Below are 24,661 nucleotides of genomic sequence, written 5' to 3'. Positions count from 1 at the left end.
ATCCAGAACACGCTTTATATCACAGACAGTACTTTATCAAAGTAAGTGCCAATTGATAATACGTTTGCACTGGTAAAATTATAGATAGTTTTTTAATACATAGTTTTTTATTTAGCGCAGGAACAGAAATAAAGCTACGAAGAACAGCAGCTGCACCATGTACACAAAAGGTGCCAGCGGATTTTGCTTATAGAAGGCAGAGGTATGAAAATACAGGTGCAGTACAAAAGCCAACCCCAACCAGCCCAGGTAGTTAGAGAATGGCACGTGGCTGTTTTTCCAGTCCCAGAAATCATATTGCATAGCTACCGGCTCCATAAAAAAATCATAGAGCAACATCAGGCTTGCGCCGGCCAGCGCTTTTACAACTATAGGCTGATTTAAACGGTTGGTTATTGTTCCGGTACTATAGATCAGCAGCAGCCAGTTCAGGCCAATAAGCAGGGGCACCTGCCATAGTTTTGTGCCAAGCGCGTTGCCATAACTATAGTTGCCAAAAAGCAAGCCGGTGTGCACGCCCAGCACCTCTGCCAGAAACCCAACTATAGTTACCACAAAAGCAAAAACTATAAACGTCAGGTTCCAGTGGCGGTGCAGGCTAAAAAGCAGAATGTTGGTAAGAATAAGGTTTAACGGCGTAAGTTCCTGAAAATAGACAGGCTTGCCGCTAAACTGCAGCCCCCAGAAACCTACGGCATGAAAAATAACCAGCACTACCAGCGCTACCCAAAAACCTATCGTTGTTTTAGGCGCGGCCAGTGTCGTTCTATCCTGTATCGTTTCGGTCATGTTCATAAGCTATAGTTTAGGGGCAGGAGCCAGGTCGGCCACAATTTTAGCAGATAACAAGCACAAGGGGATGCCGCCACCAGGGTGCACACTGCCGCCGCAAAAATACAGCCCTTTCAGTTTACTGCTAAAGTTTGGGTGACGCAGGAAAGCTGCCATCCGGTTGTTGGAACTGCTGCCATACAAAGCCCCTGCAAACGACGAAGTACGTGCTTCTATCGTCAGCGGATCCAGCACCTGTTCTGCTTCTATCCGCGGTTCCAGGTCGGTTTGCAGCATCTGGCTCAGCTTCCGGATTACTGTTTCACGTGTAACGGCGGTAAGCTTTGCCCAGTTTTGCCCCTGGTTGTGCGGAACGTTTACCATCACAAACCAGTTCTCGCTACCGGCTGGCGCATCTGCAGGTTCCAGCTTAGAGGTAATGTTGACGTACACCGTCGGGTCGGGGCTGATGGTTTTATGCTGGAAGATGTGCTCAAACTCAGTTTTATAGTTCTGGCTGAAGAAGATGTTGTGTAGGTGCAGCTCCGGAAATGCTTTTTTTATACCCCAGTAAAAGATAAGCGCCGAGCTGGAGCGTGGTTGTCTTAGTGTGGTTTCCGGTGCCGGCTGGTCGGGCATTAGCTTGCGGTAAGTTGGCATTACATCCATGTTGCTCACCACTATAGTTGCGCTATAGTTGCCTTTTATAGTTTGTACGCCCGTTGCTTTGCCATTTTGCACCACAATCCGCTCGACCGGCTCGTTATAGTTAAACTGCACACCCAGTTCTTCGGCTAACTTTACCAGACTGGCTGCTATACTATAGATACCGCCCTTCGGGTAAAAAGCGCCGATGCCATGCTCCAGATGCGGGATAATGTTAAGTGTGGCCGGTGCCTGGTAAGGGTCGGAGCCGTTGTAGGTCGCAAACCTGTCGAGCAGCTGCACAAACCTGTGGTCTTTAAACAAACTATAGTTGGCATCGTGCATGGTGGTGGTCAGCCCCAGGTCCGGCAAACATTGCAGCGATTTCAGCACATCCGGGCTCAGGTAAGTATTAAGTTTATGCAGCGATTTGTGCAGAAAGGTATCGGCGGTGCCTTTGTAGAGCCGGGCACTTTTGGCTAAGGCTTTCAGTACGGCATCTTTCGGCACGCCCAACTGTTGTTCGGCTTCCGCAGCAAATTTCTCCGGCTCGGCCCAGGCTTTTACACGGCTGCCATCCGGCCAGAAATAATGTGTGATCGGGTCTAACCGGGTATAAGTAAAGTAGTCTGATGGGTTGCGGCCGGCTAAGGTAAACAGTTCATCTACCAGGTGCGGCAAGGTAAACAGCGAGGGGCCGGCATCAAACCTATAGTTGCCCAGCCAGAACTCGTGCATTTTACCGCCAAAGCTCTCGTTGGCTTCAAAAACCGTAACAGCATAGCCTTTTACAGCCAGCCGTATGCTTGCTGCAATGCCACCTATACCTGCTCCGATAATTGCCGCTTTCGCCATGCGTTGGGGTACGTTTATATATCCTGTGCACTAAACTCAAATCTCCCCGAAAGGTTTTCGTGACTTATACTTTACCGAACACCTTCTGGTAAATTGGTTTGCGCATGCCAAAGCCTGCCAGCATAAACGGGTAAAGCGCCAGATCTAACATCTTATTACCCGAACTATAGTTTATAATGTCGTGGATGGTAGCGCCGCTTTTATTTGCCGTTACCAGGTGTTTATGGTGCCATCGCTTGAGTGGGGGCGGCAGGATTTGTCCTTCATCTATAAACCAGGCTTCGGTGTCGGTTATAGTTCGCTCGGTTATCAGGCTGGTCCAACTATAGGATTTTATGCCTGTCTGTAGTTCTACTTCCACCACATTACCGGGTTCAGAGCCATCAAACCTAATGAGCTTTAACTTAGGGTAGGGCGGTGCCAGTTTTCGGAACAGCTGTTCATCAAATGCATCAAACACCTGCCTATAGTTCTGCCTGACATTGGTCTTAAGATGTAGCTGCACTGTTTGGTTGTTGATTGCTGATTGGTAAACTTTGTATTGTTATTTCGAGCCTATCGAGAAATCTGTCACAGCTTAAGACGGATCTCTCCAGACGTTGGGATGACAATAGATTGTGTTTGAAGGTAAACTATAGACAACTATAAAAGTTATAGTTTGTGCCAATAAAAACGCCGCTGCAACTATAAATGCAGCGGCTTTTAATCCTTACCAGGTCAGCAATTAACAACCAGCAATCAACAATTAACTAAGCAGGTTGTCTATGTCTTCCTTGGTCAGGCTTTTGATCACGTTCTCGTCAGTCGAGATCAGGTCGTTTACCAGTTGCAGTTTGCGGTTTTGCAGGGCCAGTATTTTTTCTTCTACAGAGTTTTTAGTGATAAACTTATAGGTAAATACCGTGTTCTGCTGCCCGATGCGGTGCGCCCTGTCTACGGCCTGTGCTTCTACGGCCGGGTTCCACCATGGGTCCAGGATAAACACATAGTCTGCAGCTGTCAGGTTAAGGCCTACGCCACCGGCTTTCATCGAGATCAGGAAAACCTGTATGCTTTCGTCTTTCTGGAAAAGCTCTACCTGGGCCTGCCGGTTTTTAGTGTTGCCATCCAGGTACGCATATTTTATATCGCGCTCGTTCAGGGCAGCACGCACAATTTCCAGGTGCTTTACAAACTGACTAAATATCAACACCTTATGCCCTTTGCCCACCACATTCCGGGTTAAGCGCAGCACTTCCTTTATCTTCCCTGATTCGCCTTCATAGTTCGGGTCGGCCATCAGTGGGTGGTTGGCAATCTGGCGCAGCTTCATCAGGCCCTGCAACAGCACAAACTGTGTATTGGCCAGTCCGTTCTCTTCCAGGTCTTTTAATATCTTGTTGCGGTAATACGATTTGGTCTCTTCGTAAGCGTGCTCCTGCTCTTCCGTCATTTTACAGAAAGTCGTGTGCTCTACTTTTTCGGGCAACTCCTTAGCCACCTGCGACTTGTGCCTGCGCAGAATAAACGGCTTGATCAGCGCATGCAGCTTACGGGTTTTCTGCTCGTCCTTCAGCTTCTCTATCGGTTTCAGAAACTCTTTTCTGAAAAAGTGCTGATTACCCAACAGACCCGGGTTAATGAACGACATCTGCGACCACAAATCCATCGTGCTGTTCTCCACGGGCGTACCGGTAAGTATCAGCCTGTGCTTCGACTTAAGCGCCCTTACCGATTTGGAGGTAGTAGAATCCGGATTTTTAATAGCCTGCGACTCATCCAGAATAATATAGTCGAAGTAGTATTGTTGCAGCAGCGTTGCATCCAGGCGCACAATGCCATACGAGGTCAGCACCACATCGTAGTCCTGGAACTGCGAGATATCTTTGTTGCGATAGGTGCCGGTGTAAGTCAGTACACGCAGGTTTGGCGTAAATTTCTGTGCTTCGTGCATCCAGTTATAGATCAGCGAAGTAGGCATTACCAGCAGCGATGCCGCCTCAGCACCATGTTCTTTGCGGTGTTGCAGCATGGCCAGCGTCTGCACGGTTTTACCAAGGCCCATGTCATCGGCAAGGCAACCACCAAACTTATAGTTCTGCACAAAATGCAGCCAGTTGTAGCCCGCCTTTTGGTAAGGCCGAAGCTCTCCCATAAAACCGGCCGGCAGCGGATGGTCTTCTATTGTCTCAAACTCGCGCAATTTCTCCAGCTTACGGCTCATAGTTACCTGCGCCAGGTTGCCGTTCTGCAGGTCGTTTACCAGGGCCATGTGGTGTTTGCGCAAGGTCATCTGCTCATCGCCCTCCGAGAACGCGAACAGCTCTATGTACTGCGTAAACCACTCATCCGGAATAATGGCTACCTGGCCGTTAGGCAGCACAAACTCGTTGTTTTTAGTCAGGATGTGGTGCTTCAGCTTTATAAACGGGATAACAAACTCGCCGAAACGCACACTGCCGTGCACATCAAACCAGTCGTTGTTTTCCGTAATGCCTACTTCTATGGCCACATCGCCCACAAAGTAATGCTTGTTGCTCCTGTCTAACTGTTTTATAGAGTAGCCTTTGGCCTCCAGCACCGGTATGTTGGCACCAAGCCAGGCAAATGCTTCGCCTTTTTCCAGCACGGCTTTCCCGGCTTTCAGCTCCAGTCCGGTTTTACTTAGTTCTTTACAGATCTCTTTTTCGCGGGTGGTATCGCGGCTCAGCCTGTGGAAGATGTAAGATTCAGCTGTTTTTTCGAGGTGTACGCTTACTTTCTTGTTTTCAGATGCCGGTACTTCGCTCTGCCCATACCTATAGTTCAGCTCAAACAGGATCTTATCCGGCTCGCGGTCTGCTTTTGCTTCAGAGTAACCTTTGGCAAAAAGCTCCGGCACGTTTGCTGCTTTTATAGCGGAGAATTGCAGCAACGGCTGCGGGCTATACTTATCGGTGTTGATATCAAAGCCCTTCGCATACACATCAAACGACTCCACCAGCTGGGTTACAAACTTGCGGTAGTAGTTCTCTTCTAAGTTGCGGGGAATAGCTATAAACTTCTTGTTCAGGAAAGGCTGCAGCTTTTTACCATCTATCGGCTTGTCAAAACTATAGACAGTATCGTTCAGCATCAGCCAGGCTGGCTCGTAGCAAAGCAGCGAGGCCCCCTTATACATAAACTCCAGCTTCTGGCCGGCATATTTTATAGTCGGGAAGTAATGGGTATTGTCTTCGTTGCGGCGGAAATGGAACAGCACCGATGCTTTCTCTGGCGCAAAGGTGAGTTTCTTCCAGGTTGGTTCGCCGTCCTTGCCCATAATATAGGTCTGCTTACCCGGCAACATATCCAGTATTTTGCTCATCCGCGACTGCATGTGCTGGCTTATTCTTTCCTGCAGCGGCTTGTCTCCTTTTTCAGGGTCGTAAACTTTCAGGAAAAAATCAGCAGGCGACATCTTCTTAGGCGAGAACTTTTTAAGGACTGCATCCTGCTGTATCTGGTCCATGAGCTGCACCAGCTTAAAATCATTAGCATCGAGCCGTGCGCCAAACTCTTCGGCGTTCTTTGCGGAGATGTTCTGATGTTGAAAAGTGAGCTGCCCACGCGAGTTCACCTGAACTACAAAAGATTCAAAAAGGAAGCCGAGGTATTCGTGCTCGAACAAGGAATAAACTACCTGAAAAGGCTGAGTAGTGTGAACTTTCATGCCAGATACAATTTCGGACTACGAATTTACCTCTAATTATGGTCAGAACCTATTAAAATCAGGCTTTTCGTTGGTATGCACGCGTAATTTCAGGCAATAACCCGAAGTAGCAGGCTAATGTTTTATAACACAACATAAATCAGGAAAAATACCCCGGAACTTTAGTTGGGGCAGGGCTGGAAAAGTTAAATATTCTCGGTTACCGACATGGCAGCAGCCTTGCGTGCCGGCCTGATAGAAACCAACAAGGTAATGATAACGATAGCTGCTCCGGTTAATACAAAATCCTGGATCTTCATCTTGATCGGATACGCCTCGATGAGCGATGTGGCCATGCCCATGCTTACCAGACCAAACGTTTGCTGCAGGTTACACACCAGCATACCCATCGACAGCCCGTAGGCAGCCCCGATAAAAGCAACCAGCGCTCCTTCAAATAAGAAGATGTTCCGGATGGTAGTGGCCGTGGCGCCCATCGAAGCCAGTATGGCAATATCCTTCTTCTTGTCGATAACCAGCATCGAAAGGGAGAAAAAGATGTTGAGCGACGCTATGAAGAGTATAAAGGCGAATGTTACGAATACAAACAGCTTCTCTACTTTTACGGCCCGTAGCAAACTGGTGTGTTGCTCGTCGCTGTTCTGTATCCTGAATTTATCGCCCAATAGTTGCTGCAACGATTGTTTTACCTGCTCAATGCGGTAGCCATCTTCCACCTTTATTTCCAGGGCAGTGCGCTTACGGCCATACTCCAGCAGTTCGGCGGCATAATTGAGGGGCACAAAAACATAAGCATCGTCGTACTGGCGCTCAATGGCAAACACTCCGCCCGGTAGTATAGGCAAACTGTTGAAAGCGCCTTCGGGGTTCATGGGGTTAAACTTGGTGTTGCGCGGATACAGGAACTGCATGGGCACAAACTGGTTTCCGGGCTTTATAGATAACTGGTATTGCACACCGCGGCCCACCAACGCATAATACTGTCCATCGCGAATCAGCTCGTGTTGGCCTTCCACCACCGATGTGTCTATCTCGTTCTGCTGAAAGAAGTTCTCACTTACGCCCTTCATTTTCACCACCATCTGGCGGTCGTTGTAGCGGAGCAGGGCATTGTCTTCAATCACCTCCGATACCACAGCTACGCCCGGCAAGCGGCGGATACGGTTCATAAATTCGGTATCGGTCTCAAAAGCCTTGCCCTCTACCACCGTTATCTTCAGGTCCGGGTCAAAGCTCGAGTAAATTTTCCGGATCAGATCCTCTAACCCGTTAAACACCGATAGCACTATAATCAACGCCATAGAGCCCACAGCTACGCCTATCATCGCAATATTGGAAATTATGCTGATGATGTTCCGCTTCTTTTTAGAGAAGAAGTAGCGCTTTGCTATGAGAAAAGGGACGTTCATTTATATTGCTTATTGCTGATTGTTAATTGTTTTTAACTTCTTGTTTAATCGAACTATAGTTACATACTGATACAACAATCAACAATTTAACAATCAACCATCAATTACTTCCAGGCTTTAACTATAAGGCCGGTGCCGGATGTGTGGCGGTTATTCACATCCAGCCAGTTAAGTACAAGGCTGAACGGGAATGTAACAAGATAGTAAAACGGCAGCACTATAAAGAATAGTTTTGATGTGTTCAGCATCAGCATCGGGTACTTCATAGACAGTCGCCAGGAGATCTGCCCCGGCTTGCCATAAGAATAACGGGCTTCTATCTTGCTGAAACCTGCAGTGCGCAGCTTTTCCTGTATCTCGTTTATGTTATACCCGTCGCGTACGTGCTCTTCTATAAAAGATGTTTCGTCGTCGCCATGCACGTCGGAGCCTCCCTGGTCAGATGGAGTAGAAATAACCAGCATCCCGCCCGGACGCATCGAGGCATAGAAGTTTTCGAACACATCCACGTCTTCCAGGATATGCTCCATCACGTCTACAGAAAGGATAAGGTCGTAGGTCTCTGGTTGGCGGAAATGTACCAGGTCTGCTATTTTAAACAGGACGTTGTGCCTGTTCAGGGCGCGCATAAACCGGTTGTTATCCGATACCTGCTCTTCTTTTACGTCCACAGCCAGAATGTTCCACTTCGAGCTCATGCCAGACAGGTAGTAGGTGTACTGCCCGAAGCCGGCACCGGCATCTAAAATGTTCTGTTCCTGGCCACGGCGGCTTTCGGCCCACTTGCGGAGCTCTTTATGTACATGCCACGTACGCAGCAGCAACAGGTCCAGTAAATTAAAAAATACACGACGCAGGAAGGGCGTTTTGTTAAAAACGTCGCCCAGTACCCGCTTTATCGGGTCGTATTGCATAAGGGTGAAGCGAAACTATGGCTATTTATGATCGTTGTCGGTATCGTCGATGTAGTCGTCGGCGTCGTAGTAATCTTTGTCGGCTGGCGGAATCTCGATCCCGTCAAACAGTTTATCTATTTTGGCAGCGTAATCGGCCGTGTCATCCAGGTAAAAAATAAGCTCCGGTATAATGCGCACCTGGCTTTTAATACGCTGCGCCAGGAAGTGGCGTAATGTTTTGGTATTGATGCGGATCTCCTGCAAGAGTTCTTCTTTGTTAGGAGCCATCATCACGCTCAGGTATATTTTAGCAATCCCCAGGTCCGGAGATACACGTACTGCACTAACCGAGATATAGGCGCTGCCAAAAAGGTGCGTAGTCTCTCTCTGAAAGATTTCAGCCAGCTCTTTCTGTATCAGGCGTGAGAATTTCTGTTGTCTTTTACTTTCCATACGAAGATGCAAATATCATATTTATTTTGCATTTTTACCCCAAAAGCGCCTTATTCATTTCAGGTGCCAATTGGTTTATAGTAGTCTCTAACTCACTCTTTCCTTGGTAAGTTACTTCCGAAGCATACTGCCTTCCCGAATTTTTCTGCTTATTCTGCTTTTCCTGGCTATACAATTGCCGCTGTACCTGCTGTTTACAGGGGGCACCGTGCAGGAACTATACTTTATGCTGGTGGGAGAGCGGCTGGCAGATGGCTTTGCCATGTACAGGCAACTATACGACGACACAGCACCCATTTCGGCTATGGTTTACTGGCTGGTGGATTTACTGGCTGGCCGCTCTATACTTACGTACCGACTGGTAGCCATTGCCCTGCTGCTGCTGCAGGCACTTTCATTTAACTCTATTCTTAACCGTTACCAGGCGTTCGCTACGAAAAACTATATCCCTGCACTTTTATACCTAGTGCTGGGCAGTGTAACCTATGAGTTTGGCATGCTGACGCCCCTGCTGATCGGCCATACTTTTGTTATCCTGTCAATGCCATACCTGATCACGGTTTCGCGGGAGGGGATTGAGAACAACCGCCTGTTTGTAGGCGGATTTATACTGGGGCTTGCCGCCTTGTGTTACCTGCCGCTCGGCCTGTACCTGCTGGTGGGAATTTTTGCAGTGCTGCTTTTTGCCTCCAACACATTCAGGAGCATTTTGCTGATGCTGTGCGGATTTCTGTTTCCGTATGCGGTGCTGCTTACCTTCTATTTCTATACTGACACGCTTGACGAGTTCCTGGTGATGCATTTGTTCCGGCCCTGGCAGTTTAAGGTAGCGTTTGCCATGCCGCCCGCCGACCTGGCCAAACTGATGCTGTTGCCTGTACTTGTGTTGGTATTTTCGCTGCTCTCATCCCTGTCTCTGCCGCAGCGGCTGGTATTCCAGGTTAAGTTTCAGCAGGTAATGTGGGTGTGGTTGCTGGTAGCTGTGCTGTTGTCCATTTCCCGCGACGAGATATCGGCCAACACATTTATTCTGCTGCTGCCAACTATAGCTTACTTCGGTGTATTTCTTTTTACAAGCAACATGAAGCGCTGGATCATGAACCTCGCCTTTATGCTTTTATTTACTGCTGCGCTGCTTATCCGCTACCGCGATGTGCTGGGTTTAAGCACACCGCTTATTTCTGAAGAAACTATACCGGATACACCTGTAAATGCACGCGTGCTTGTGCTCGGGCCGGACGCGCGCTACTATATACAAAACAAACCAGCCACCCCTTATTTAGACTGGCAACTAGCCCAACGCGACTTTGGAAGGTTAGATACCTATAGTGCGCTATTCAATATCTACCAGAATTTTAAGGCCGAACAGCCAGACTATATTATAGTAGACAAAGCACTGATGCAGCAATTGCAGTATAAGCTTCCTGCCATCTTCAGCAACTATAGCCTTACCGACAAGGCAGGCATTTACCGGCTAAAACAATAATATAATAGCCGCTTAGCAGGCGGCTATCTTGTTTACTCTGTTCTGGTGGCGGCCCCCTTCAAAATCGGTGCTCAGAAAAGCCTTCACCATTTCTTCAGCTACCTCTTCCGACACAAAGCGGGCGGGTATGCAAAGTACGTTGGCGTCGTTGTGCGATCTGGCAAGCTTGGCCAGTTCCGGTTGCCAGCACAAGGCAGCTCTTATCTCCTTGTACTTATTGGCCGTCATGGCTACGCCGTTACCGCTTCCGCAAATCAGGATACCAAAATCAGCCTCTTTTGCAATAACAGCTTTTGCTAATGGGTGCACATGATCGGGGTAGTCAACCGACGCTTCAGAGCCCGGTCCAAAATCCTGTACTTCATGCCCAAGCTCTTTCAGCAGCTTTATCAGTAAGCTTTTATACGTATAGCCGGCATGGTCGCCGCCAATTGCAATGTTGTAAGCCATCAGATCGTATTGTTTTGATTTAACTTCTTCAGATCACTTTTACGGATAGAGCCCGATACAATTATACTTGCCTCGTACAGCAGCATCAGCGGAATAGAGATCAGCAGCTGGCTGACAACATCCGGAGGTGTAATAATAGCACCTATCACCAGTATAACGATAATGGCATGCCGGCGGTATAGTTTCATAACTTCCGGTGTCAGCAACCCTGCCCTTGTAAAGAAATAAACGATTACCGGCATCTGGAACATAAGCGCGCAGGCCAGGCAAAGAGTTGTAAGGGTGGAAATGTAAGACGATAGGTCAAACTCATTCACGATGGAAGGATCGACCTGATAGCCTGCCAGGAAATTAATGGATATAGGTGACACCACGTAATATCCAAACAGCAGGCCCATCATAAACAGCACCGATACAAAGAACACTGCCCCACGTGAGCTTTTACGCTCCTGCGGATACAGACCCGGGCTAACGAATCGCCATATTTCCCAGAACGCATACGGAAAAGCACAGGCAAGCCCCAGCACTACGGATACCAGCATGTGCATAGAGAACTGCCCGCTCATTTGCCGGCTCTGAATGGTAAAGCCCAGCTCATCAATGCAGAAGGCTTCCATGCCAAGCGCGTTGCCCAGCTCGCACATTACCCTGTAGCTCAGGAAATCAGGGCGAGCCGGCGCAAGAATAATATCATGAAAAACGAAGCCTTTGGCTAAAAAAGCAATAACAGAAAAAATAAAGATCGAGGCTACCGCACGTATAAGATGCCATCTCAGTTCCTCCAGATGGTCCACAAAGGACATCTCTTTCGGTTCCTCATCCAGAAATTGTTGATCCATCAATTAGAATCCTGTAATTAGTAAGCGAACAGCGGATATTGCTGCATCCAGTTGTTTACTTCGTTTCTTACCGAAGTAATTTTGGTTTCATTATCGTGATTTGTCAGCACGTTATCAATCAGCTCAACAATACGCGTCATATCGTTTTCCTTCAGACCACGGGTTGTGATAGCGGCTGTTCCGATGCGCATACCAGATGTAACAAACGGTGACTTATCATCGAATGGTACCATGTTTTTGTTGATCGTAATATCGGCTTTCACCAGTGTATTTTCAGCAATCTTACCGGTCAGGCCTTTAGAGCGCAGGTCGATCAGCATCATGTGGTTATCAGTACCACCTGAAATGATGTTATAGCCACGCTCTACAAAAGCTTTCGCCATCGCCTGTGCGTTTTGCTGCACCTGCTTTATGTAACCCATATAGTCATCTGAAAGTGCTTCGTAATAAGCCACGGCCTTGGCAGCAATCACGTGCTCCAGCGGACCACCCTGCGTACCCGGGAACACCGCACCGTCCAATACCGACGACATCATACGTGTCTCGCCCTTTGGTGTCTTCAAGCCAAACGGGTTCTCAAAGTCTTTGCCCATCATAATCATACCGCCACGAGGACCACGCAGAGTTTTATGGGTGGTAGTAGTAACAATATGGCAGTGCTCAAATGGATTGTTCAGCAGTCCTTTTGCTATAAGACCGGAAGGGTGGGAGATATCAGCCATCAGCAGCGCACCAACTTCATCGGCGGCAGCTCTCAGCTTTTTATAATCCCAGTCGCGGCTGTAAGCCGATGCTCCGCAGATAATCAACTTCGGTTTCTCGCGTCTGGCTGTTTCTACTACTTTGTCAAAATCGATCAGGCCGGTTTCCTGCTCTACACCATAAAAAGAAGGCTGATATAATTTACCTGAGAAGTTTACCGGAGACCCATGTGTTAAGTGTCCGCCATGCGACAGGTCGAAACCAAGAATTTTATCGCCTGACTGCAATACAGCCAGCATTACCGCTGCATTCGCCTGCGCTCCGGAGTGAGGTTGCACGTTCACCCATTCTGCCCCAAACAGCTCTTTTGCCCTGTCTATAGCCAACTGCTCAGACTGGTCCACAATTTCGCAACCGCCATAGTAGCGCTTGCCCGGCAGGCCTTCTGCATACTTGTTGGTCATTACGCTGCCCATAGCCTGCATCACCTGCTCCGATACAAAGTTCTCGGAAGCGATCAGCTCTATGCCATGCAACTGGCGGGCTTTTTCTTTTGCAATAAGGTCGAATATAGCGGTATCTTTCTGCATCTTATTTAGTCAAATGATAATTATCCAAAATTAACGTATGCCCCGAAATAAACCAATGTTTAACGGGTTTATATAAAGCACTTACCACCTGCCCAACTATAAATGGTCAAAACAAAAGCCAGGTCCTTCCGGAACCTGGCTTTTGTTAGTAACATTGGCTGAAGAATTAGTTCTTCATAATTCTTATAAACTCCTGCTTGCCGTCGAACTCTACTGTTACAATATAGATACCAGCCATCAGGTTTTTGTATTTGCTAAGCGGAAGCGCATTCTCTCCCGCCTGTACCGGCATCTGCTCAAAGTAAATCTGCTTGCCTCTGATAGATGTTACCCTTACAATGGCTGTTCCGGCCTGCTGTGCCGTCAGGTAAATTTTGGAGTCTGCTGCTATTGGGTTCGGCGCTATAAGCGTTGGCTTGGCAACCATATTAGGCCTTACTGCCACCGACCTGCTGTAGGTAGCCGTTCCGTCAAAATCTACCTGTTTTAACCGATAGTACTCTGTCTGCCCGTTGCTGCTATAGTTCAGCAAGATGCTATAGTTTATTGTGATCGCGCTCGTGCCCACTTTGCTATCCACTCTTGCCACTTTTCTATAGTTGCTCATATTCCCGCTCGACCGCTCAATCTCAAAGTGAGAGTTATCTTTTTCAGATGCTGTACTCCAATCCAACCGCACTGTTCCATTGGTCAACTTCGCCGTAAAGGATGTTAGTTCAACTGGAAGTGGGGTAATTATAGCAACTCTTAGTGCCTTTTGCGCAACAGATGTTTGCACATGTTGCACCTCAAACTCAGCCTCTGTATCAGTTTCAGTAGCTGTGTACTTTACATAGACAGGAGTGTCATTTAATCTATTATTTGCTACAGAATTAAGCGTAATAGTTTTCCCAAAGCCATCTCCCGGGTTTAGAGAAATAGTAAATGGACTAGCCTCACCTACATTAATCGTAACTGCCTGACCATTTTTGAGGCCGAGTCCGCTAACTTGGTATTCTTGGGTAGAGGATTGGCCTCGGTTGAAGGTAATGTCGGGTTTGGTTACGTTTAGGTAAGGATCAGTTACATTGTAGTTTTGTGTGCTGTATTCACGTCCATTTGTTGATTCTAACATTACCTTACCATCATTGGCATTAGCAGGAACTACGAATTTAATCTGGGAGTTACTCAGGATCGTAAAATTTGTAGTATAACCATTTCCAACATATATTCTGCTCAAACCTATAAAGTTAGATCCGGTAACTATAACCTCTGTTCCAATAGCCCCTTCTAGAGGTGTAAATGAGCTAATTACAGGTGTCCCTGTTACAATATAGTTTGTTGAAGAGTATACCCTACCGTTTGGCGTACGAACCTGCACAGGTCCAGTAGAAGCAGCAGTTGGCACTCTAACTATTATCTCAGTATCACTAATTTTATCAAATTTGCTTGTGCCGCCATTACCAAAATAAACTAATGTTGCCCCAGTGAAATTCTTACCTGTAATAGTAACAGTAGTATTTACAGGGCCTGATGTAGGGCTAAAAGCATGTATCTCAGGCGCACCAGTTAGGTTAAAAATATCTGTACTGTAAACCTGACCAGTAGCCGTTCTTATTAAAATTTTGCCACTTGTAGCAAGCGTTGGAACTACTACTGTCAATTCATTATCATTAACAACAGTAAAGTTAGTAGTAGAGCCATTACCTATATACACTACGCTCGTACCTGTAAAATTTGCCCCATAAACAGTCACTACTGTTCCTACAGGGCCAGAGTGTGGTGTAAAAGATGTAATGACTGGTGCTCCTGTGACCGTGAAATTAGTTTTGGAATACGCTTTTCCATTGGGTGTATGAACCTGTATTTTACCAGTAGATGCTAAAGTTGGTACTGCTACTCTAATTTCTGTATCGTTAACTATTGTAAAAGTATTTGTGCTTCCACTACCAAAGTAGACTAATGTAGCTCCGGTAAAATTTATACCTTTAATGGTAACTACATCTCCAATAGCCCCTGACTGTGGCGTAAAAGAATATATTTCTGGTGCACCAGTAAGGTTAAAGACGTCTGTGCTATAAACCTGACCTGTAGCAGTTCTGACCAAAACTTTACCTGTTGTAGCTGTTGCTGGAACTGTCACTTGCAACTCATTATCATTTACGATTGTGAAGTTTGTAGTAGAGCCACTACCAACATACACTGAACTGGTACCCGTAAATTTTTCACCATATACTGTTACCACTGTACCAACAGGACCTGACGTAGGCGAAAAAGAAGTAATAACCGGCGCGTTATTTAGTATAAATTGACCTGAACTTAAAGCACGGCCACTATTCGCATAAACTCTAACGATACCGGAAGAAGCTACAGATGGTACCAGCACCTCTATCTCTGTGTCACTTATAACAGTAAAGTTAGTTGTGGAACCTGACCCAAACACTATCGTATTTGCTTCTGTAAAATTTTTGCCCCTAATCGTTACGACAGTTCCTACGTTACCAGAAGTTGGAGAGAAAGAACTGATAACAGGTGCGCCTTCAATAGAAATATTATTTGCACTTGTTGCACGACCTATAGATGTATAAACTGTTACCTTACCCGTTGAAGCAGTATTAGGTATAACTGCTTTAATTTGATCACCATTTATAATAGTTACTTCATCTGTGTAGCCGCTGCCAAAATATACTCTGTATGCACCTGAGAAACCCAAGCCATTTATGGTAATTTCCTGTCCTACACGTGCAGAACTTGCTGAGAGAGAGGTTATAGTTGGAGTGCCCGTTACATTAAAGTTTCCAGAACCAACACCAGCACCTGCACTCGTTATTACGCGTACTGTACCGCCAGCAGCAGTTGAAGCCACAGTTGCTTTGATTTCTGTGGCACTTATTCTTGTAAAGCCTGATACTGCGGCTCCTCCTACTATTACGGAAGAAATATTATCAAACCCTGTACCCTTAATTATTACAGTAGTACCTACTGGACCTGAGGTAGGATCGAAAGAAACAATGGTTGGTGTACCAGTTACTGTAAAACTTTGTGAACCGCTTGCCGAACCATGATTGGCAGTTACTCTTGCACCACCACTATAGGCATCAGTCGGAATAGTTAATTGGATCTCTGTATTGCTGACAACAATAAAATCTGTAACAGTGGCACCAGCTATTGACATAGAAGTTACACCCTCTAAATTAGTACCTGTTATAGTTACAGGCGTACCTACCGGACCTGTGGTGGGAACAAAATTGCTTATAGTTGGTGCACCATTAACGGTAAAGTTAGTTGAACTGGAGGCAGCCCCTACACTTGTATGTACCTGTATCCTGCCATTTGATGCTGTTGCCGGAACGCTTACTTTTATTTGGGTATCACTTAAAATTTCAAAAGCGAGAGTTGCCTCACTACCAACATAAACCATATTGGCTGTAGCAAACCCACTTCCAGTTATAACCACCTCTGTCCCTACTGGTCCGGATATTGGAGAAAAATTAGAAATAGTAGGGGCTGTCTGTGCCTGCGCGTACCCAGCAACTATAAATACCAGCAAAAAAATTAGCAGCAACGTTCTTATAAGCGCTGAACTATAAGGGTAAGGGTAGAAACGTGCCATAGCTTGAAATCGGTAGCTTGTTAAAATATTGTAAGTAAGCTTATTGCAACTTGAAAGTTATATGCAAAATAAGATAATTTATCCATCACTTGCACAACACCTTTATAACTATTTTTTTATAGTTTCAACTGCAAACATGATAAATTACAAAATATAATATGCATTTTTCAAAATATTGCAACCTTATAATATGCGCTCTATATCAATCACACAAACCACTGTATTACAGCTTCTTAACAAGTATAATCTAATTAAAATAAAAACTATAAGAATACCTTAAAACTATTTTCAAAGAAAATTCTCACAAAACGAAACATTAAAAGTACAAAAAAAAAGATCGTTTGTGTTTCTGAATATATAATTGGAAAATAAGTAGTTGGAATGACTGGAGGGAAGGCAAGAATTCTACCCACTTATGAGGATAGCATCTTGGCAGAAACACAATCGGTTATTTAAAATATGCAATATAGGGTAACAGAATTGTCACTCAGAAGTGAAATTTCAATTCGTACATTGCCATTAGCTTTTGCGGGCGACGGGGTAAGGTCTGTCCTGGTTGGGCTGAACAAACAGCTCTTGTGAATCTAAGTCTAAAGCTACCAGATTACCATAACTGGCGTTTTTATAATAGACACAGCCGGCATCTAAGTTTACCTGATAATTGGAATGGGCCACAGCTTTCTTGATAGTATGTAGCGCGGTAGGTGTGTGCCCGTGCAGTAATCGTTTATTATTGAGTTTACCCGGATCTGGTTTGTAACCCCGGATGTTGAGCATAGCCTCTTTGTCTTTGAAAATGTCGGCTTGTTTAAAATCGAAGCCGGCGTGCACCAGAAAGTAATCCGGCAGTTCCAAGTAGTAGGGGAGCTCTTTCAGAAAAGCTTTGTATTTGGAAGGCAGGTGCTCCAGGTCGCGGATGCCGAAACTTTGAAGTAGTAGTTCTTTCTCGATAGAAGTGGGGTTCAGGGCAGCGTCTCCTTTGCTGGCAGCTTTCAGCAGCATCTGGTCGTGGTTGCCTCGCAGGCAGTGTACCTTGTAGTGCTGCTTTTGCAGGTGAACTATAAAATCTATTACACCTTTGCTGTCAGGTCCTTTGTTTACAAGGTCGCCCAGAATGTAAAGCTCGTCGGTCTTTTGCAGAGAAAGCTGCTCCAACACCATTGCTTTGAGTGTCTGTGCACAGCCATGAACATCCGTAAGGGCGTAACGAGCCATTGTTGATTGGTTAAACTATAGTTTGGCAAAAGTATCATAAAAATAGCACCTGTGTTGAGCAGGTGCTATTTTTATCTGGGCCGGCTATAGTTAATTGTACTTGCCTTTGTCCAAATCCGGCTTGTTTGTATTTCGGTTATCGTTGTTTTTAAGCACATTACCGGTGTTGGCTGGTTTTTCATCTGCGCCTTCGGTATACTTATTACGTAACGCTTCATTTTTCTCGCCGGTTGGTTTTACACCGGCTTTATCCTGTCCTCTGCCTGTCGGGTTTCCTTTATTTTCGCCGCCAGGCTGGGTATGCTTATATGATGGCATCTTATCCTCCTTTTCTAAATTATTAAACAACTTCTTGCCACTTTTCAGCAAGTTAAATACTGCAGGTGTTATCAGGTTCCCCTTCCTTCGTCCTCGGTGCGCATGTTATCCGGTGGCGGCGTACCGTCATCGGCAAAATCGTTCACGCCGGTGGCAGATGGTCCTTCCGAAGCGGTATCGCTACCGAAGCCTTCTTTGCCGTCGCGGTTACCGAAGCCACCACGCTGATGCTCGTTCTTAGGCGGATCTGCACCTGGTATAATATGTCCGGCACGCATTTCCAGTTCACTTGTATCTTCTTCGATCACCCGCACAGGCCGCTCATTCGGAGCCTGCCCTTTTAGTGAGTTCTTATCTTCTTTATTTTCAGCCATAACTGTTAATATTATAGTTCTCTGCTACTCTATAGCATTACCCTTTTTACTCCATTTCCATAGTTATGGTTGGGCAATTGCTACGATCCTACCTGCTCACCACCGTTTACATGGATTACCTGGCCTGTTATGTAAGAGCCATCATCAGAAGCTAAAAAAACATAGGCTGGCGCAACTTCGGATGGCTGCCCGGGGCGCTTGAGCGGCACATTCTGCCCGAATTCTTTAACCTTTTCCGCATCAAACGAAGCTGGGATGAGCGGTGTCCAGATGGGTCCGGGAGCTACGGCATTTACACGGATCTTTTTCTCAGCCAGGTTAGCCGACAGCGATCTGGTGAAGGCCGTTATAGCACCTTTGGTAGAGGCATAGTCCATTAAATGATCGCTGCCGCGGTAAGAGGTGACCGATGTAGAATTAACTATAGCACTTCCTTCTTTCATGTGTTCCAGGGCTGCTTTGGTGATGTAGAACATCGAAAAGATATTCGTTTGGAAGGTGCGCTGTAGCTGGTCTTTAGAGATGTCTGTCAGGTCGGTTTGCTCGTGTTGCTCGGCAGCGTTGTTTACCAATATATCCAGCTTACCCAGCTCTTTTATAGTTTGCGCTACCGCTTGCTGGCAGAACTTTTCGTCTCCGATATCTCCGGAAAGCAATAGGCACTTACGGCCTTCCTGCTCTATAAAGTCCTTAGTTTCTTCGGCGTCGCGGTCTTCGTTCAGGTAAACTATAGCTATGTCGGCGCCTTCGCGGGCAAAGTGAACGGCTACAGCCCGGCCAATGCCGCTGTCGCCACCGGTTATCAGGGCCACTTTACCTTTCAGTTTGTCGCTGCCTTTATAGTTCTCCCGGATGTACTCGGGTTTTGGTGTCATTTTATGTTCTTTCCCAGGTTGGGTTTTCTGCTCCTGTGCCGGCAATTTCTTCGGTTTGTTTTTCATAGTTTTGGTAGCTTTAGGTTTGTAGCTGTAATCATTACAATTTTAAACTATACGCCAGCCATTTTTAATGCGTTGTCAGCTCATCGTTAAACGCCTTTATGAAGTATAAGCAACTATAACCCGAGAAACTATGTGGAAAGAAGAAGGTCATAAACTGCACCGCAGCCTTACATTCAAGGATTTTAAACAGGCCATGCACTTTATGCAACAGGTAGCCGATGTAGCCGAAGAAATGGACCATCATCCGTGGTGGAGCAATGTGTATAACAAGATCGAAATCGAGCTCACCACCCACGATGCGGGCAATATGGTTACCGAGAAAGATATTAAGCTGGCCCGTCGCATCGACGAAATTTACGATCAGATAACCGCTTCTGAACTTTAATTGCTGGTAGTTGATTGTTAGGAATAGAGCCTATGATTTTTGGTGCCTGACAAGCGTCTATAGTTGAACGTACAAACAATCAGCAACTGACAATCAGCAATTAAAATAGTATCTTTGCAGCATGCAGGAACCTGAAAAAACAAACCTATACCTGGTACCCACCCCCATCGGCAACCTGGAAGACATTACGCTGCGTGCTATCCGGATACTGAAAGAAGTAGATGTGATACTGGCAGAAGATACCCGCACCAGCGGCAAACTGCTGCAGCATCTGGGTATTGAGAAGCGCATGCACAGCCACCACCTGCACAACGAGCACAAAGCCACCGCCCATATAGTTGACAGACTGAAAGCCGGCGAAGTAATGGCACTGATCTCGGATGCCGGTACGCCGGGCATTTCGGATCCGGGGTTTTTCCTGGTGCGCGAGTGCCTGAAGCATGACTTGAAAGTGGAGTGCTTACCTGGAGCCACTGCTTTTGTGCCGGCGCTGGTTAAATCAGGTTTTAGTACCGATAGGTTTACGTTTGAAGGATTTCTACCTATAAAAAAAGGCCGCCAGACGCGCCTGCAAAGCCTGGCCGAAGAAGAACGCACGATGATCTTTTATGAATCTCCACACCGTCTACTTAAGACCCTAACACAGTTTAAAGAGTATTTCGGCGGCGAGCGCATGGCATCTGTTTCACGTGAAATATCTAAAATGTTTGAAGAGACCCTAAATGGTACGCTCGACGAACTGATACAAACTTTTACAACCAAAGCAATTAAAGGTGAATTCGTCATTGTTGTACAGGGTAGTAAATAGCCCTTATATAGTTCCTTTCTCAGCGCTCCTTACGGGGCTTTTACTATGGCTGGGCTGGCCTACCAAACCGCTGGCTTTTTTCCTGTTTGTGGGGTTTGTGCCGCTGCTATACATGGAGAAAGCTATAGTTGAGAGCGGCAAGCACAAGTCGCCGGGCTTTACATTCTTTAAGTGGTCGTATGTGGCTATGGTGCTGTGGAACGCCTTTACTACCTGGTGGGTGTCGCACTCTACCTTGCCGGGCGGTATAGCAGCAGTGTTGTTCAATGCAGCCCTGATGTGTATTCCGTTAATGGCTTTTTACTTTACCCGCAAATACCTGGGCAACACCATTGGCTACATTTCTTTTATAGTTTACTGGATAGCTTTTGAGCAGTTCCACCTGAACTGGGATCTGTCGTGGCCGTGGCTGACGTTGGGTAATGGCTTTGCCACGCTTAACACCTGGGTGCAGTGGTACGAGTACACTGGCTTTTTAGGCGGTTCGGTATGGGTGCTGCTGGTAAATGTACTCATCTTCCTAGTGATCAAGAATTACCCGCAGGAACGTGTGGAGCTTAAAAGACTGTGGTTGCCACTGGTGCTTATAGTTGCGCCTATCGTTATATCATTTGGCATACTGGCCACTTACGAAGAGAAAGGCACGCCAACCGAAGTGGTGGTAGTGCAGCCAAACATCGACCCATACCGCGAAAAATTCTCAGGCCACGAAAACTTTATTCCTTATGAAGAGCAGCAGCAACGCCTTATCAACCTGTCGGAACAGAAGATCACGAAGAATACAAAGTTTGTAGTGTGGCCGGAAACTGCGCTGCGGCAGGACCAGGGCTACTGGGAAGAGCAACTCCATAATTATCGATCCATACAGGAGCTGAAGGATTTTGTGAACCGCCACCCGCAAACAGAACTGGTTACCGGGCTCGACAGCTACACGTTTTACGGCGATAACAAAGATGCCAGCCCTACTATCCGCCACCTTGAAGGCTTTGGCTATTACGACTCCTTTAACTCGGGCATGCACATTAACCGCAACGGCGAGATCGATATTTATCATAAATCGAAACTGGTGCCGGGCGTAGAAAAGCTGCCTTACCCGGAAGTCTTTAAATTCTTAGGACCGCTGGCGATAGATTTAGGTGGCACTGTAGGTAGCCAGGGCAGCCAGGATACGCGCGACGTGTTTTACCACGCTCTGGACAGTACCTTTAGCGCCGCGCCGGTTATCTGCTACGAGTCTATTTATGGCGAATATGTGTCGGAGTATGTGAAGAACGGAGCCAGCCTGATCTTTGTGATCACCAACGACGGCTGGTGGAGCGACTCTCCGGGTTACAAGCAACACCTGCAATACGCAACCTTGCGCGCTATAGAAACCAGAAGAAGCATTGCCCGGTCGGCCAATACCGGTATTTCAGGCTTCATCAACCAGAAAGGCGAGATAACCGACCGCTCCGAGTGGTGGGTGCAGGATGTACTGTCGCAAACTATACTGGCTAATACTGAGCTGACCTTTTATACCCGCCACGGCGAATACATTGGCCACTCCAGTTTATGGCTGGCGCTGCTGCTTTTTGCGGGAGCTATAGTTGGCGCTGTCATCAACAGAAACAAACAAAAACCCGAGGCAAAAGTAGCAAGCCGCGTTTAACCTGCGTAACTATAAACTTTGCCACATAACTATAAACTATGGATCTGCAGCAACTTTGCCAACGCGTAATTGAGATAGCCCGCCACGCCGGAGACTTTATAAAACACGAAGCCGAAAACTTCGACCGTTCTAAGATAGAGATGAAAGGCTTCAACAACCTGGTGTCGTATGTAGATAAACAGGCCGAAGCGCAACTGGTAGACGACCTGCGCAAAGCATTGCCCGAAGCCGGCTTTATAACCGAAGAAGAAACAGCTACCGAACGAGGAGAAACCTATAACTGGATCATCGACCCGCTGGATGGCACCACCAACTTTACCCACGGCCTGCACCACTTTGCCGTAAGCATCGGTCTGATGAAAGGCGATGAAGTAGTGCTGGGCGTGATCTATAACCCGATGCACAACGAATGCTTTTACGCCACCAAAGGCAATGGTGCTTACCTGAACGATAAACAGATCCATGTTTCGGATGCCCCGGCGCTGAAGGATTCTCTGATCGCGACCGGATTCCCGTACTACGATTTCGACCTGACACAGCAGTATCTGCAGGTGTTGGGGGCTTTTATGGGAACCTCGCATGGTGTGCGCCGCATTGGTTCGGCTGCGCTGGATCTGGCTTATGTAGCCGCTGGCCGCTTCGAAGGCTTTTTTGAGTACAACCTGAATGCCTGGGATGTAGCAGCCGGAGTAGTTATAGTTAAAGAAGCAGGCGGAAAACTTTCTAAATTTACGGATGGGGGCGACTATATTTTCGGACGCGAGATTGTGGCAAGTAACGGCAACATCCACAACGAGATGCTTAAAACCATAGCTTTGCACTGGAAACAGGCGCTGTCTTAAACTTTTTATACCGGCTTATAGTTGTAACAATATCATGGTACAGCAAATCATCATTCTCGTACTTTTTGTAGTGGCGGTAGCTTATATCGCCCGTATGTTGTACCGCACCTTCAGTAGCAAAGCCGAAGGTTGTGCCAAAAGCTGCGGCGCCTGCGGTGGCATCGATTTTAAAAAGATAGAGCAGGAGATGGAGCGGCGAAAACAAGCTGCACTGCCTAAAATATAAACTATAGTCTGCAACTATAAACGATAAAAAGCGCTGCCCAAACAGGTGGCGCTTTTCTTTTTACAGGCAACCTGAGCGTACAGAAAGGGCATTTTACGCCCATAATTTATAGTTGTGCACATAACCAAAGCCATAATTTGCGTATAGTTCTATAGCCAACTTATAATGCTAGAACTGAATTAACTTAACGTAAAATATCATGCAAGATAAAGTAGAAGAAAGATCTTTGGTAAACGTGCTGAACCGCCTGCGCAAGGACGGCTATAAGTACGATTTTAAAGTATCCGGAGAAGGTAAATTGTGCACTATGGAAGAAAAAGAGCAGTTTGCTGCCGACCAGGTGCGTATCGTGGACTTCTATCGTTTTGAAGGGGAAAGCAACCCGGACGATATGTCGATACTGTATGCAATTGAAACCTCCAGCGGTATGAAAGGTACCATTTCTAACTCGTATGGCCCCTATGCCGATACCGGTGTAGACAGCTTCCTGAAACAGGTAGAGGATTTAGGTAAGAACCTGGATAAAAGAGATAAGTAAACAGAAGAGCCGGCCAAATGTAGCCGGCTCTTCTGTTTTATAGTTTATAGTTGCAGCTTAGTCTCTTTGCTTATCTTCCTTATCATCATTCTTAATAGCCACTTTAATAGCACCCAGCTGGTCTGATAACGCTTCGCTGTGCTTCGTGTTAAAGTCCAGCACCCGAACAGGATACGGGATAACAATACCACGCTCGTCGAATGCTTTTTTAATGCGGATGATCGCATCGCTTTTAGCACTTACGTAATCAAACTGCCGGGTGTAGGTTACCCAGAAACGGGCTTTAAAGTTAATGGAGCTCTCATCAAACTTATCATAAACTACTTCTACATCGCGGGTCTTTACGCGGTTCTTTACATCCTGCAGCGCTTCAATAACAATTCGTTGTATCTGCTCCAGGTCTTCGTCGTATGAGATGCGCGCATCCAAATCTACGCGCCGGATACCGTGAAAAGAGTAGTTGGTAACCGGGTTCTCGAACACCATCTTATTGGGCAGCATCACCAGTTCACCGGTCACTTTCCTGATATTTACAGTCCGGAGCGAGATGCGTTCGATCACACCAAAGTAGTCGTTGGTTTCGATCATGTCGCCGACGCCAAATGGTTTCTGCACCGCTATGATAGTTCCCGAAATAAAGTTGGCCGCAATATCCTGAAACGCAAAGCCCAGCGCCAGACCAACTATACCCACACCAGCCAGCAAACTCACCACCACATTATCCAGCTTCAACACACTCAGCACCAGCAGGAAACCGATCATGACGATAGCCAGGTAAAGCAGCGTGGAAATAAGGTTGTTCAGGGCAGGGCTGTGCGAGAAGCGGGCAATTACTTTCTCGAGTCCTTTGCGGATGAGGCGGGCTACATAAAAGGTGATGACCAGAATAAGCAGTGCAAGAAACAGGTTGGGCAGCATCAGCACAAGGTGCCGGCCCCATAGTTCCAGCTTGGTAAGCAGCAGTTCAAGGGCTTTGTCGATGTCGTTCATACGGAGTAGGGCTCAGTT

The 24,661-nt window shown here is 46.7% G+C and carries 23 protein-coding genes; 7 read left to right on the top strand and 16 right to left on the bottom strand.

Features of this window, described 5'->3' with window-relative positions; all coding sequences use genetic code 11:
- Positions 1-111: 111 nt before the first annotated feature.
- From H7F15_RS01145 to rbfA, 7 genes are all read right to left on the bottom strand, one after another.
- The gene (locus H7F15_RS01145) at positions 112-795 is read right to left on the bottom strand and encodes a carotenoid biosynthesis protein (protein ID WP_255481022.1); all 684 of its coding nucleotides are present in this window, start codon (positions 793-795) and stop codon (positions 112-114) included.
- Positions 796-798: 3 nt separating this feature from the next.
- Complete coding sequence (crtD, locus tag H7F15_RS01140; protein WP_185195110.1) at positions 799-2,271, bottom strand: 1-hydroxycarotenoid 3,4-desaturase CrtD; 1,473 nt, start codon at positions 2,269-2,271, stop codon at positions 799-801.
- Positions 2,272-2,335: 64 nt separating this feature from the next.
- Entirely contained in the window at positions 2,336-2,776 is a 441-nt protein-coding gene (locus H7F15_RS01135; RefSeq protein WP_185195109.1) for a hypothetical protein, read from the bottom strand.
- Between the two features lie 240 nt (positions 2,777-3,016).
- Positions 3,017-5,941, bottom strand: coding sequence for a DEAD/DEAH box helicase (locus tag H7F15_RS01130; protein ID WP_185195108.1), 2,925 nt, complete (start codon positions 5,939-5,941; stop codon positions 3,017-3,019).
- Positions 5,942-6,126: 185 nt separating this feature from the next.
- Positions 6,127-7,350 carry an ABC transporter permease gene (locus tag H7F15_RS01125; protein WP_185195107.1) on the bottom strand — a complete coding sequence of 408 codons (1,224 nt, stop codon included), beginning with the start codon at positions 7,348-7,350 and terminating at the stop codon, positions 6,127-6,129.
- 104 nt (positions 7,351-7,454) lie between these two features.
- The gene (locus H7F15_RS01120) at positions 7,455-8,264 is read right to left on the bottom strand and encodes a bifunctional 2-polyprenyl-6-hydroxyphenol methylase/3-demethylubiquinol 3-O-methyltransferase UbiG (protein WP_185195106.1); all 810 of its coding nucleotides are present in this window, start codon (positions 8,262-8,264) and stop codon (positions 7,455-7,457) included.
- 21 nt (positions 8,265-8,285) lie between these two features.
- On the bottom strand, positions 8,286-8,699 hold the full coding sequence (gene rbfA, locus H7F15_RS01115; RefSeq protein WP_185195105.1) for a 30S ribosome-binding factor RbfA: 414 nt from the start codon (positions 8,697-8,699) through the stop codon (positions 8,286-8,288).
- 103 nt (positions 8,700-8,802) lie between these two features.
- On the opposite strand from rbfA, the gene H7F15_RS01110 reads away from it, so the two are divergent.
- Positions 8,803-10,185 carry a hypothetical protein gene (locus tag H7F15_RS01110; protein WP_185195104.1) on the top strand — a complete coding sequence of 461 codons (1,383 nt, stop codon included), beginning with the start codon at positions 8,803-8,805 and terminating at the stop codon, positions 10,183-10,185.
- A 12-nt stretch (positions 10,186-10,197) separates the two neighbouring features.
- Here H7F15_RS01110 and rpiB read toward each other — a convergent pair whose 3' ends face one another.
- The 8 genes from rpiB to H7F15_RS01070 form a co-directional block, all read right to left on the bottom strand.
- A complete protein-coding gene (gene rpiB, locus H7F15_RS01105) occupies positions 10,198-10,635 on the bottom strand; it encodes a ribose 5-phosphate isomerase B (RefSeq protein WP_185195103.1) in 438 nt (145 codons plus the stop codon).
- Complete coding sequence (gene tatC, locus H7F15_RS01100; protein ID WP_185195102.1) at positions 10,635-11,474, bottom strand: twin-arginine translocase subunit TatC; 840 nt, start codon at positions 11,472-11,474, stop codon at positions 10,635-10,637. The genes rpiB and tatC overlap by 1 nt, the downstream gene beginning before the upstream one ends.
- 17 nt (positions 11,475-11,491) lie before the next feature.
- Entirely contained in the window at positions 11,492-12,766 is a 1,275-nt protein-coding gene (gene glyA, locus H7F15_RS01095) for a serine hydroxymethyltransferase (protein ID WP_185195101.1), read from the bottom strand.
- A 166-nt stretch (positions 12,767-12,932) separates the two neighbouring features.
- Positions 12,933-16,358, bottom strand: a complete 3,426-nt coding sequence (locus tag H7F15_RS01090; protein WP_185195100.1) for an IPT/TIG domain-containing protein — start codon at positions 16,356-16,358, stop codon at positions 12,933-12,935.
- 519 nt (positions 16,359-16,877) lie between these two features.
- Positions 16,878-17,573 carry a metallophosphoesterase family protein gene (locus H7F15_RS01085; RefSeq protein ID WP_185195099.1) on the bottom strand — a complete coding sequence of 232 codons (696 nt, stop codon included), beginning with the start codon at positions 17,571-17,573 and terminating at the stop codon, positions 16,878-16,880.
- Positions 17,574-17,663: 90 nt separating this feature from the next.
- Positions 17,664-17,891, bottom strand: coding sequence for a hypothetical protein (locus H7F15_RS01080; RefSeq protein WP_185195098.1), 228 nt, complete (start codon positions 17,889-17,891; stop codon positions 17,664-17,666).
- A 71-nt stretch (positions 17,892-17,962) separates the two neighbouring features.
- The gene (locus H7F15_RS01075) at positions 17,963-18,265 is read right to left on the bottom strand and encodes a hypothetical protein (protein ID WP_185195097.1); all 303 of its coding nucleotides are present in this window, start codon (positions 18,263-18,265) and stop codon (positions 17,963-17,965) included.
- A gap of 80 nt (positions 18,266-18,345) precedes the next feature.
- On the bottom strand, positions 18,346-19,206 hold the full coding sequence (locus H7F15_RS01070) for an SDR family oxidoreductase (protein ID WP_185195096.1): 861 nt from the start codon (positions 19,204-19,206) through the stop codon (positions 18,346-18,348).
- 130 nt (positions 19,207-19,336) lie between these two features.
- Between H7F15_RS01070 and H7F15_RS01065 the strand changes: the two genes are divergently transcribed.
- From H7F15_RS01065 to H7F15_RS01040, 6 genes are all read left to right on the top strand, one after another.
- Positions 19,337-19,591, top strand: a complete 255-nt coding sequence (locus H7F15_RS01065; RefSeq protein ID WP_185195095.1) for a 4a-hydroxytetrahydrobiopterin dehydratase — start codon at positions 19,337-19,339, stop codon at positions 19,589-19,591.
- A 121-nt stretch (positions 19,592-19,712) separates the two neighbouring features.
- Positions 19,713-20,399 carry a 16S rRNA (cytidine(1402)-2'-O)-methyltransferase gene (rsmI, locus tag H7F15_RS01060; protein WP_185195094.1) on the top strand — a complete coding sequence of 229 codons (687 nt, stop codon included), beginning with the start codon at positions 19,713-19,715 and terminating at the stop codon, positions 20,397-20,399.
- The gene (gene lnt / locus H7F15_RS01055) at positions 20,365-22,047 is read left to right on the top strand and encodes an apolipoprotein N-acyltransferase (RefSeq protein ID WP_370523356.1); all 1,683 of its coding nucleotides are present in this window, start codon (positions 20,365-20,367) and stop codon (positions 22,045-22,047) included. The genes rsmI and lnt overlap by 35 nt, the downstream gene beginning before the upstream one ends.
- Before the next feature lie 38 nt (positions 22,048-22,085).
- Entirely contained in the window at positions 22,086-22,889 is an 804-nt protein-coding gene (locus tag H7F15_RS01050; RefSeq protein WP_185195093.1) for an inositol monophosphatase family protein, read from the top strand.
- Between the two features lie 34 nt (positions 22,890-22,923).
- Positions 22,924-23,115, top strand: a complete 192-nt coding sequence (locus H7F15_RS01045; RefSeq protein ID WP_185195092.1) for a FeoB-associated Cys-rich membrane protein — start codon at positions 22,924-22,926, stop codon at positions 23,113-23,115.
- 199 nt (positions 23,116-23,314) lie between these two features.
- Positions 23,315-23,653: a hypothetical protein gene (locus H7F15_RS01040; RefSeq protein ID WP_185195091.1), complete on the top strand. Its 339-nt coding sequence runs from the start codon at positions 23,315-23,317 to the stop codon at positions 23,651-23,653.
- A 57-nt stretch (positions 23,654-23,710) separates the two neighbouring features.
- Here H7F15_RS01040 and H7F15_RS01035 read toward each other — a convergent pair whose 3' ends face one another.
- Positions 23,711-24,643 carry a mechanosensitive ion channel family protein gene (locus H7F15_RS01035; RefSeq protein WP_185195090.1) on the bottom strand — a complete coding sequence of 311 codons (933 nt, stop codon included), beginning with the start codon at positions 24,641-24,643 and terminating at the stop codon, positions 23,711-23,713.
- Positions 24,644-24,661 lie beyond the last annotated feature (18 nt).

Origin of the sequence: Pontibacter sp. Tf4 (assembly GCF_014212495.1) — a bacterium.
GTDB lineage: Bacteria > Bacteroidota > Bacteroidia > Cytophagales > Hymenobacteraceae > Pontibacter.
Note: the sequence above shows the minus strand (reverse complement) of the source record. Positions and strands in the feature narration are given on the sequence as shown.

Coding starts and splice junctions, on each gene's coding strand:
- rsmI (WP_185195094.1), top strand. CDS start 19,713: ATGCAGGAACCTGAAAAAACAAACCTATACCTGGTACCCACCCCCATC.
- rbfA (WP_185195105.1), bottom strand. CDS start 8,699: ATGGAAAGTAAAAGACAACAGAAATTCTCACGCCTGATACAGAAAGAG.
- H7F15_RS01130 (WP_185195108.1), bottom strand. CDS start 5,941: ATGAAAGTTCACACTACTCAGCCTTTTCAGGTAGTTTATTCCTTGTTC.
- H7F15_RS01080 (WP_185195098.1), bottom strand. CDS start 17,891: ATGCCATCATATAAGCATACCCAGCCTGGCGGCGAAAATAAAGGAAAC.
- H7F15_RS01065 (WP_185195095.1), top strand. CDS start 19,337: ATGTGGAAAGAAGAAGGTCATAAACTGCACCGCAGCCTTACATTCAAG.
- H7F15_RS01050 (WP_185195093.1), top strand. CDS start 22,086: ATGGATCTGCAGCAACTTTGCCAACGCGTAATTGAGATAGCCCGCCAC.
- H7F15_RS01145 (WP_255481022.1), bottom strand. CDS start 795: ATGAACATGACCGAAACGATACAGGATAGAACGACACTGGCCGCGCCT.
- H7F15_RS01045 (WP_185195092.1), top strand. CDS start 22,924: ATGGTACAGCAAATCATCATTCTCGTACTTTTTGTAGTGGCGGTAGCT.
- H7F15_RS01120 (WP_185195106.1), bottom strand. CDS start 8,264: ATGCAATACGACCCGATAAAGCGGGTACTGGGCGACGTTTTTAACAAA.
- glyA (WP_185195101.1), bottom strand. CDS start 12,766: ATGCAGAAAGATACCGCTATATTCGACCTTATTGCAAAAGAAAAAGCC.
- H7F15_RS01125 (WP_185195107.1), bottom strand. CDS start 7,350: ATGAACGTCCCTTTTCTCATAGCAAAGCGCTACTTCTTCTCTAAAAAG.
- H7F15_RS01085 (WP_185195099.1), bottom strand. CDS start 17,573: ATGGCTCGTTACGCCCTTACGGATGTTCATGGCTGTGCACAGACACTC.
- rpiB (WP_185195103.1), bottom strand. CDS start 10,635: ATGGCTTACAACATTGCAATTGGCGGCGACCATGCCGGCTATACGTAT.
- H7F15_RS01090 (WP_185195100.1), bottom strand. CDS start 16,358: ATGGCACGTTTCTACCCTTACCCTTATAGTTCAGCGCTTATAAGAACG.
- H7F15_RS01035 (WP_185195090.1), bottom strand. CDS start 24,643: ATGAACGACATCGACAAAGCCCTTGAACTGCTGCTTACCAAGCTGGAA.
- H7F15_RS01075 (WP_185195097.1), bottom strand. CDS start 18,265: ATGGCTGAAAATAAAGAAGATAAGAACTCACTAAAAGGGCAGGCTCCG.
- tatC (WP_185195102.1), bottom strand. CDS start 11,474: ATGGATCAACAATTTCTGGATGAGGAACCGAAAGAGATGTCCTTTGTG.
- H7F15_RS01040 (WP_185195091.1), top strand. CDS start 23,315: ATGCAAGATAAAGTAGAAGAAAGATCTTTGGTAAACGTGCTGAACCGC.
- H7F15_RS01070 (WP_185195096.1), bottom strand. CDS start 19,206: ATGAAAAACAAACCGAAGAAATTGCCGGCACAGGAGCAGAAAACCCAA.
- crtD (WP_185195110.1), bottom strand. CDS start 2,271: ATGGCGAAAGCGGCAATTATCGGAGCAGGTATAGGTGGCATTGCAGCA.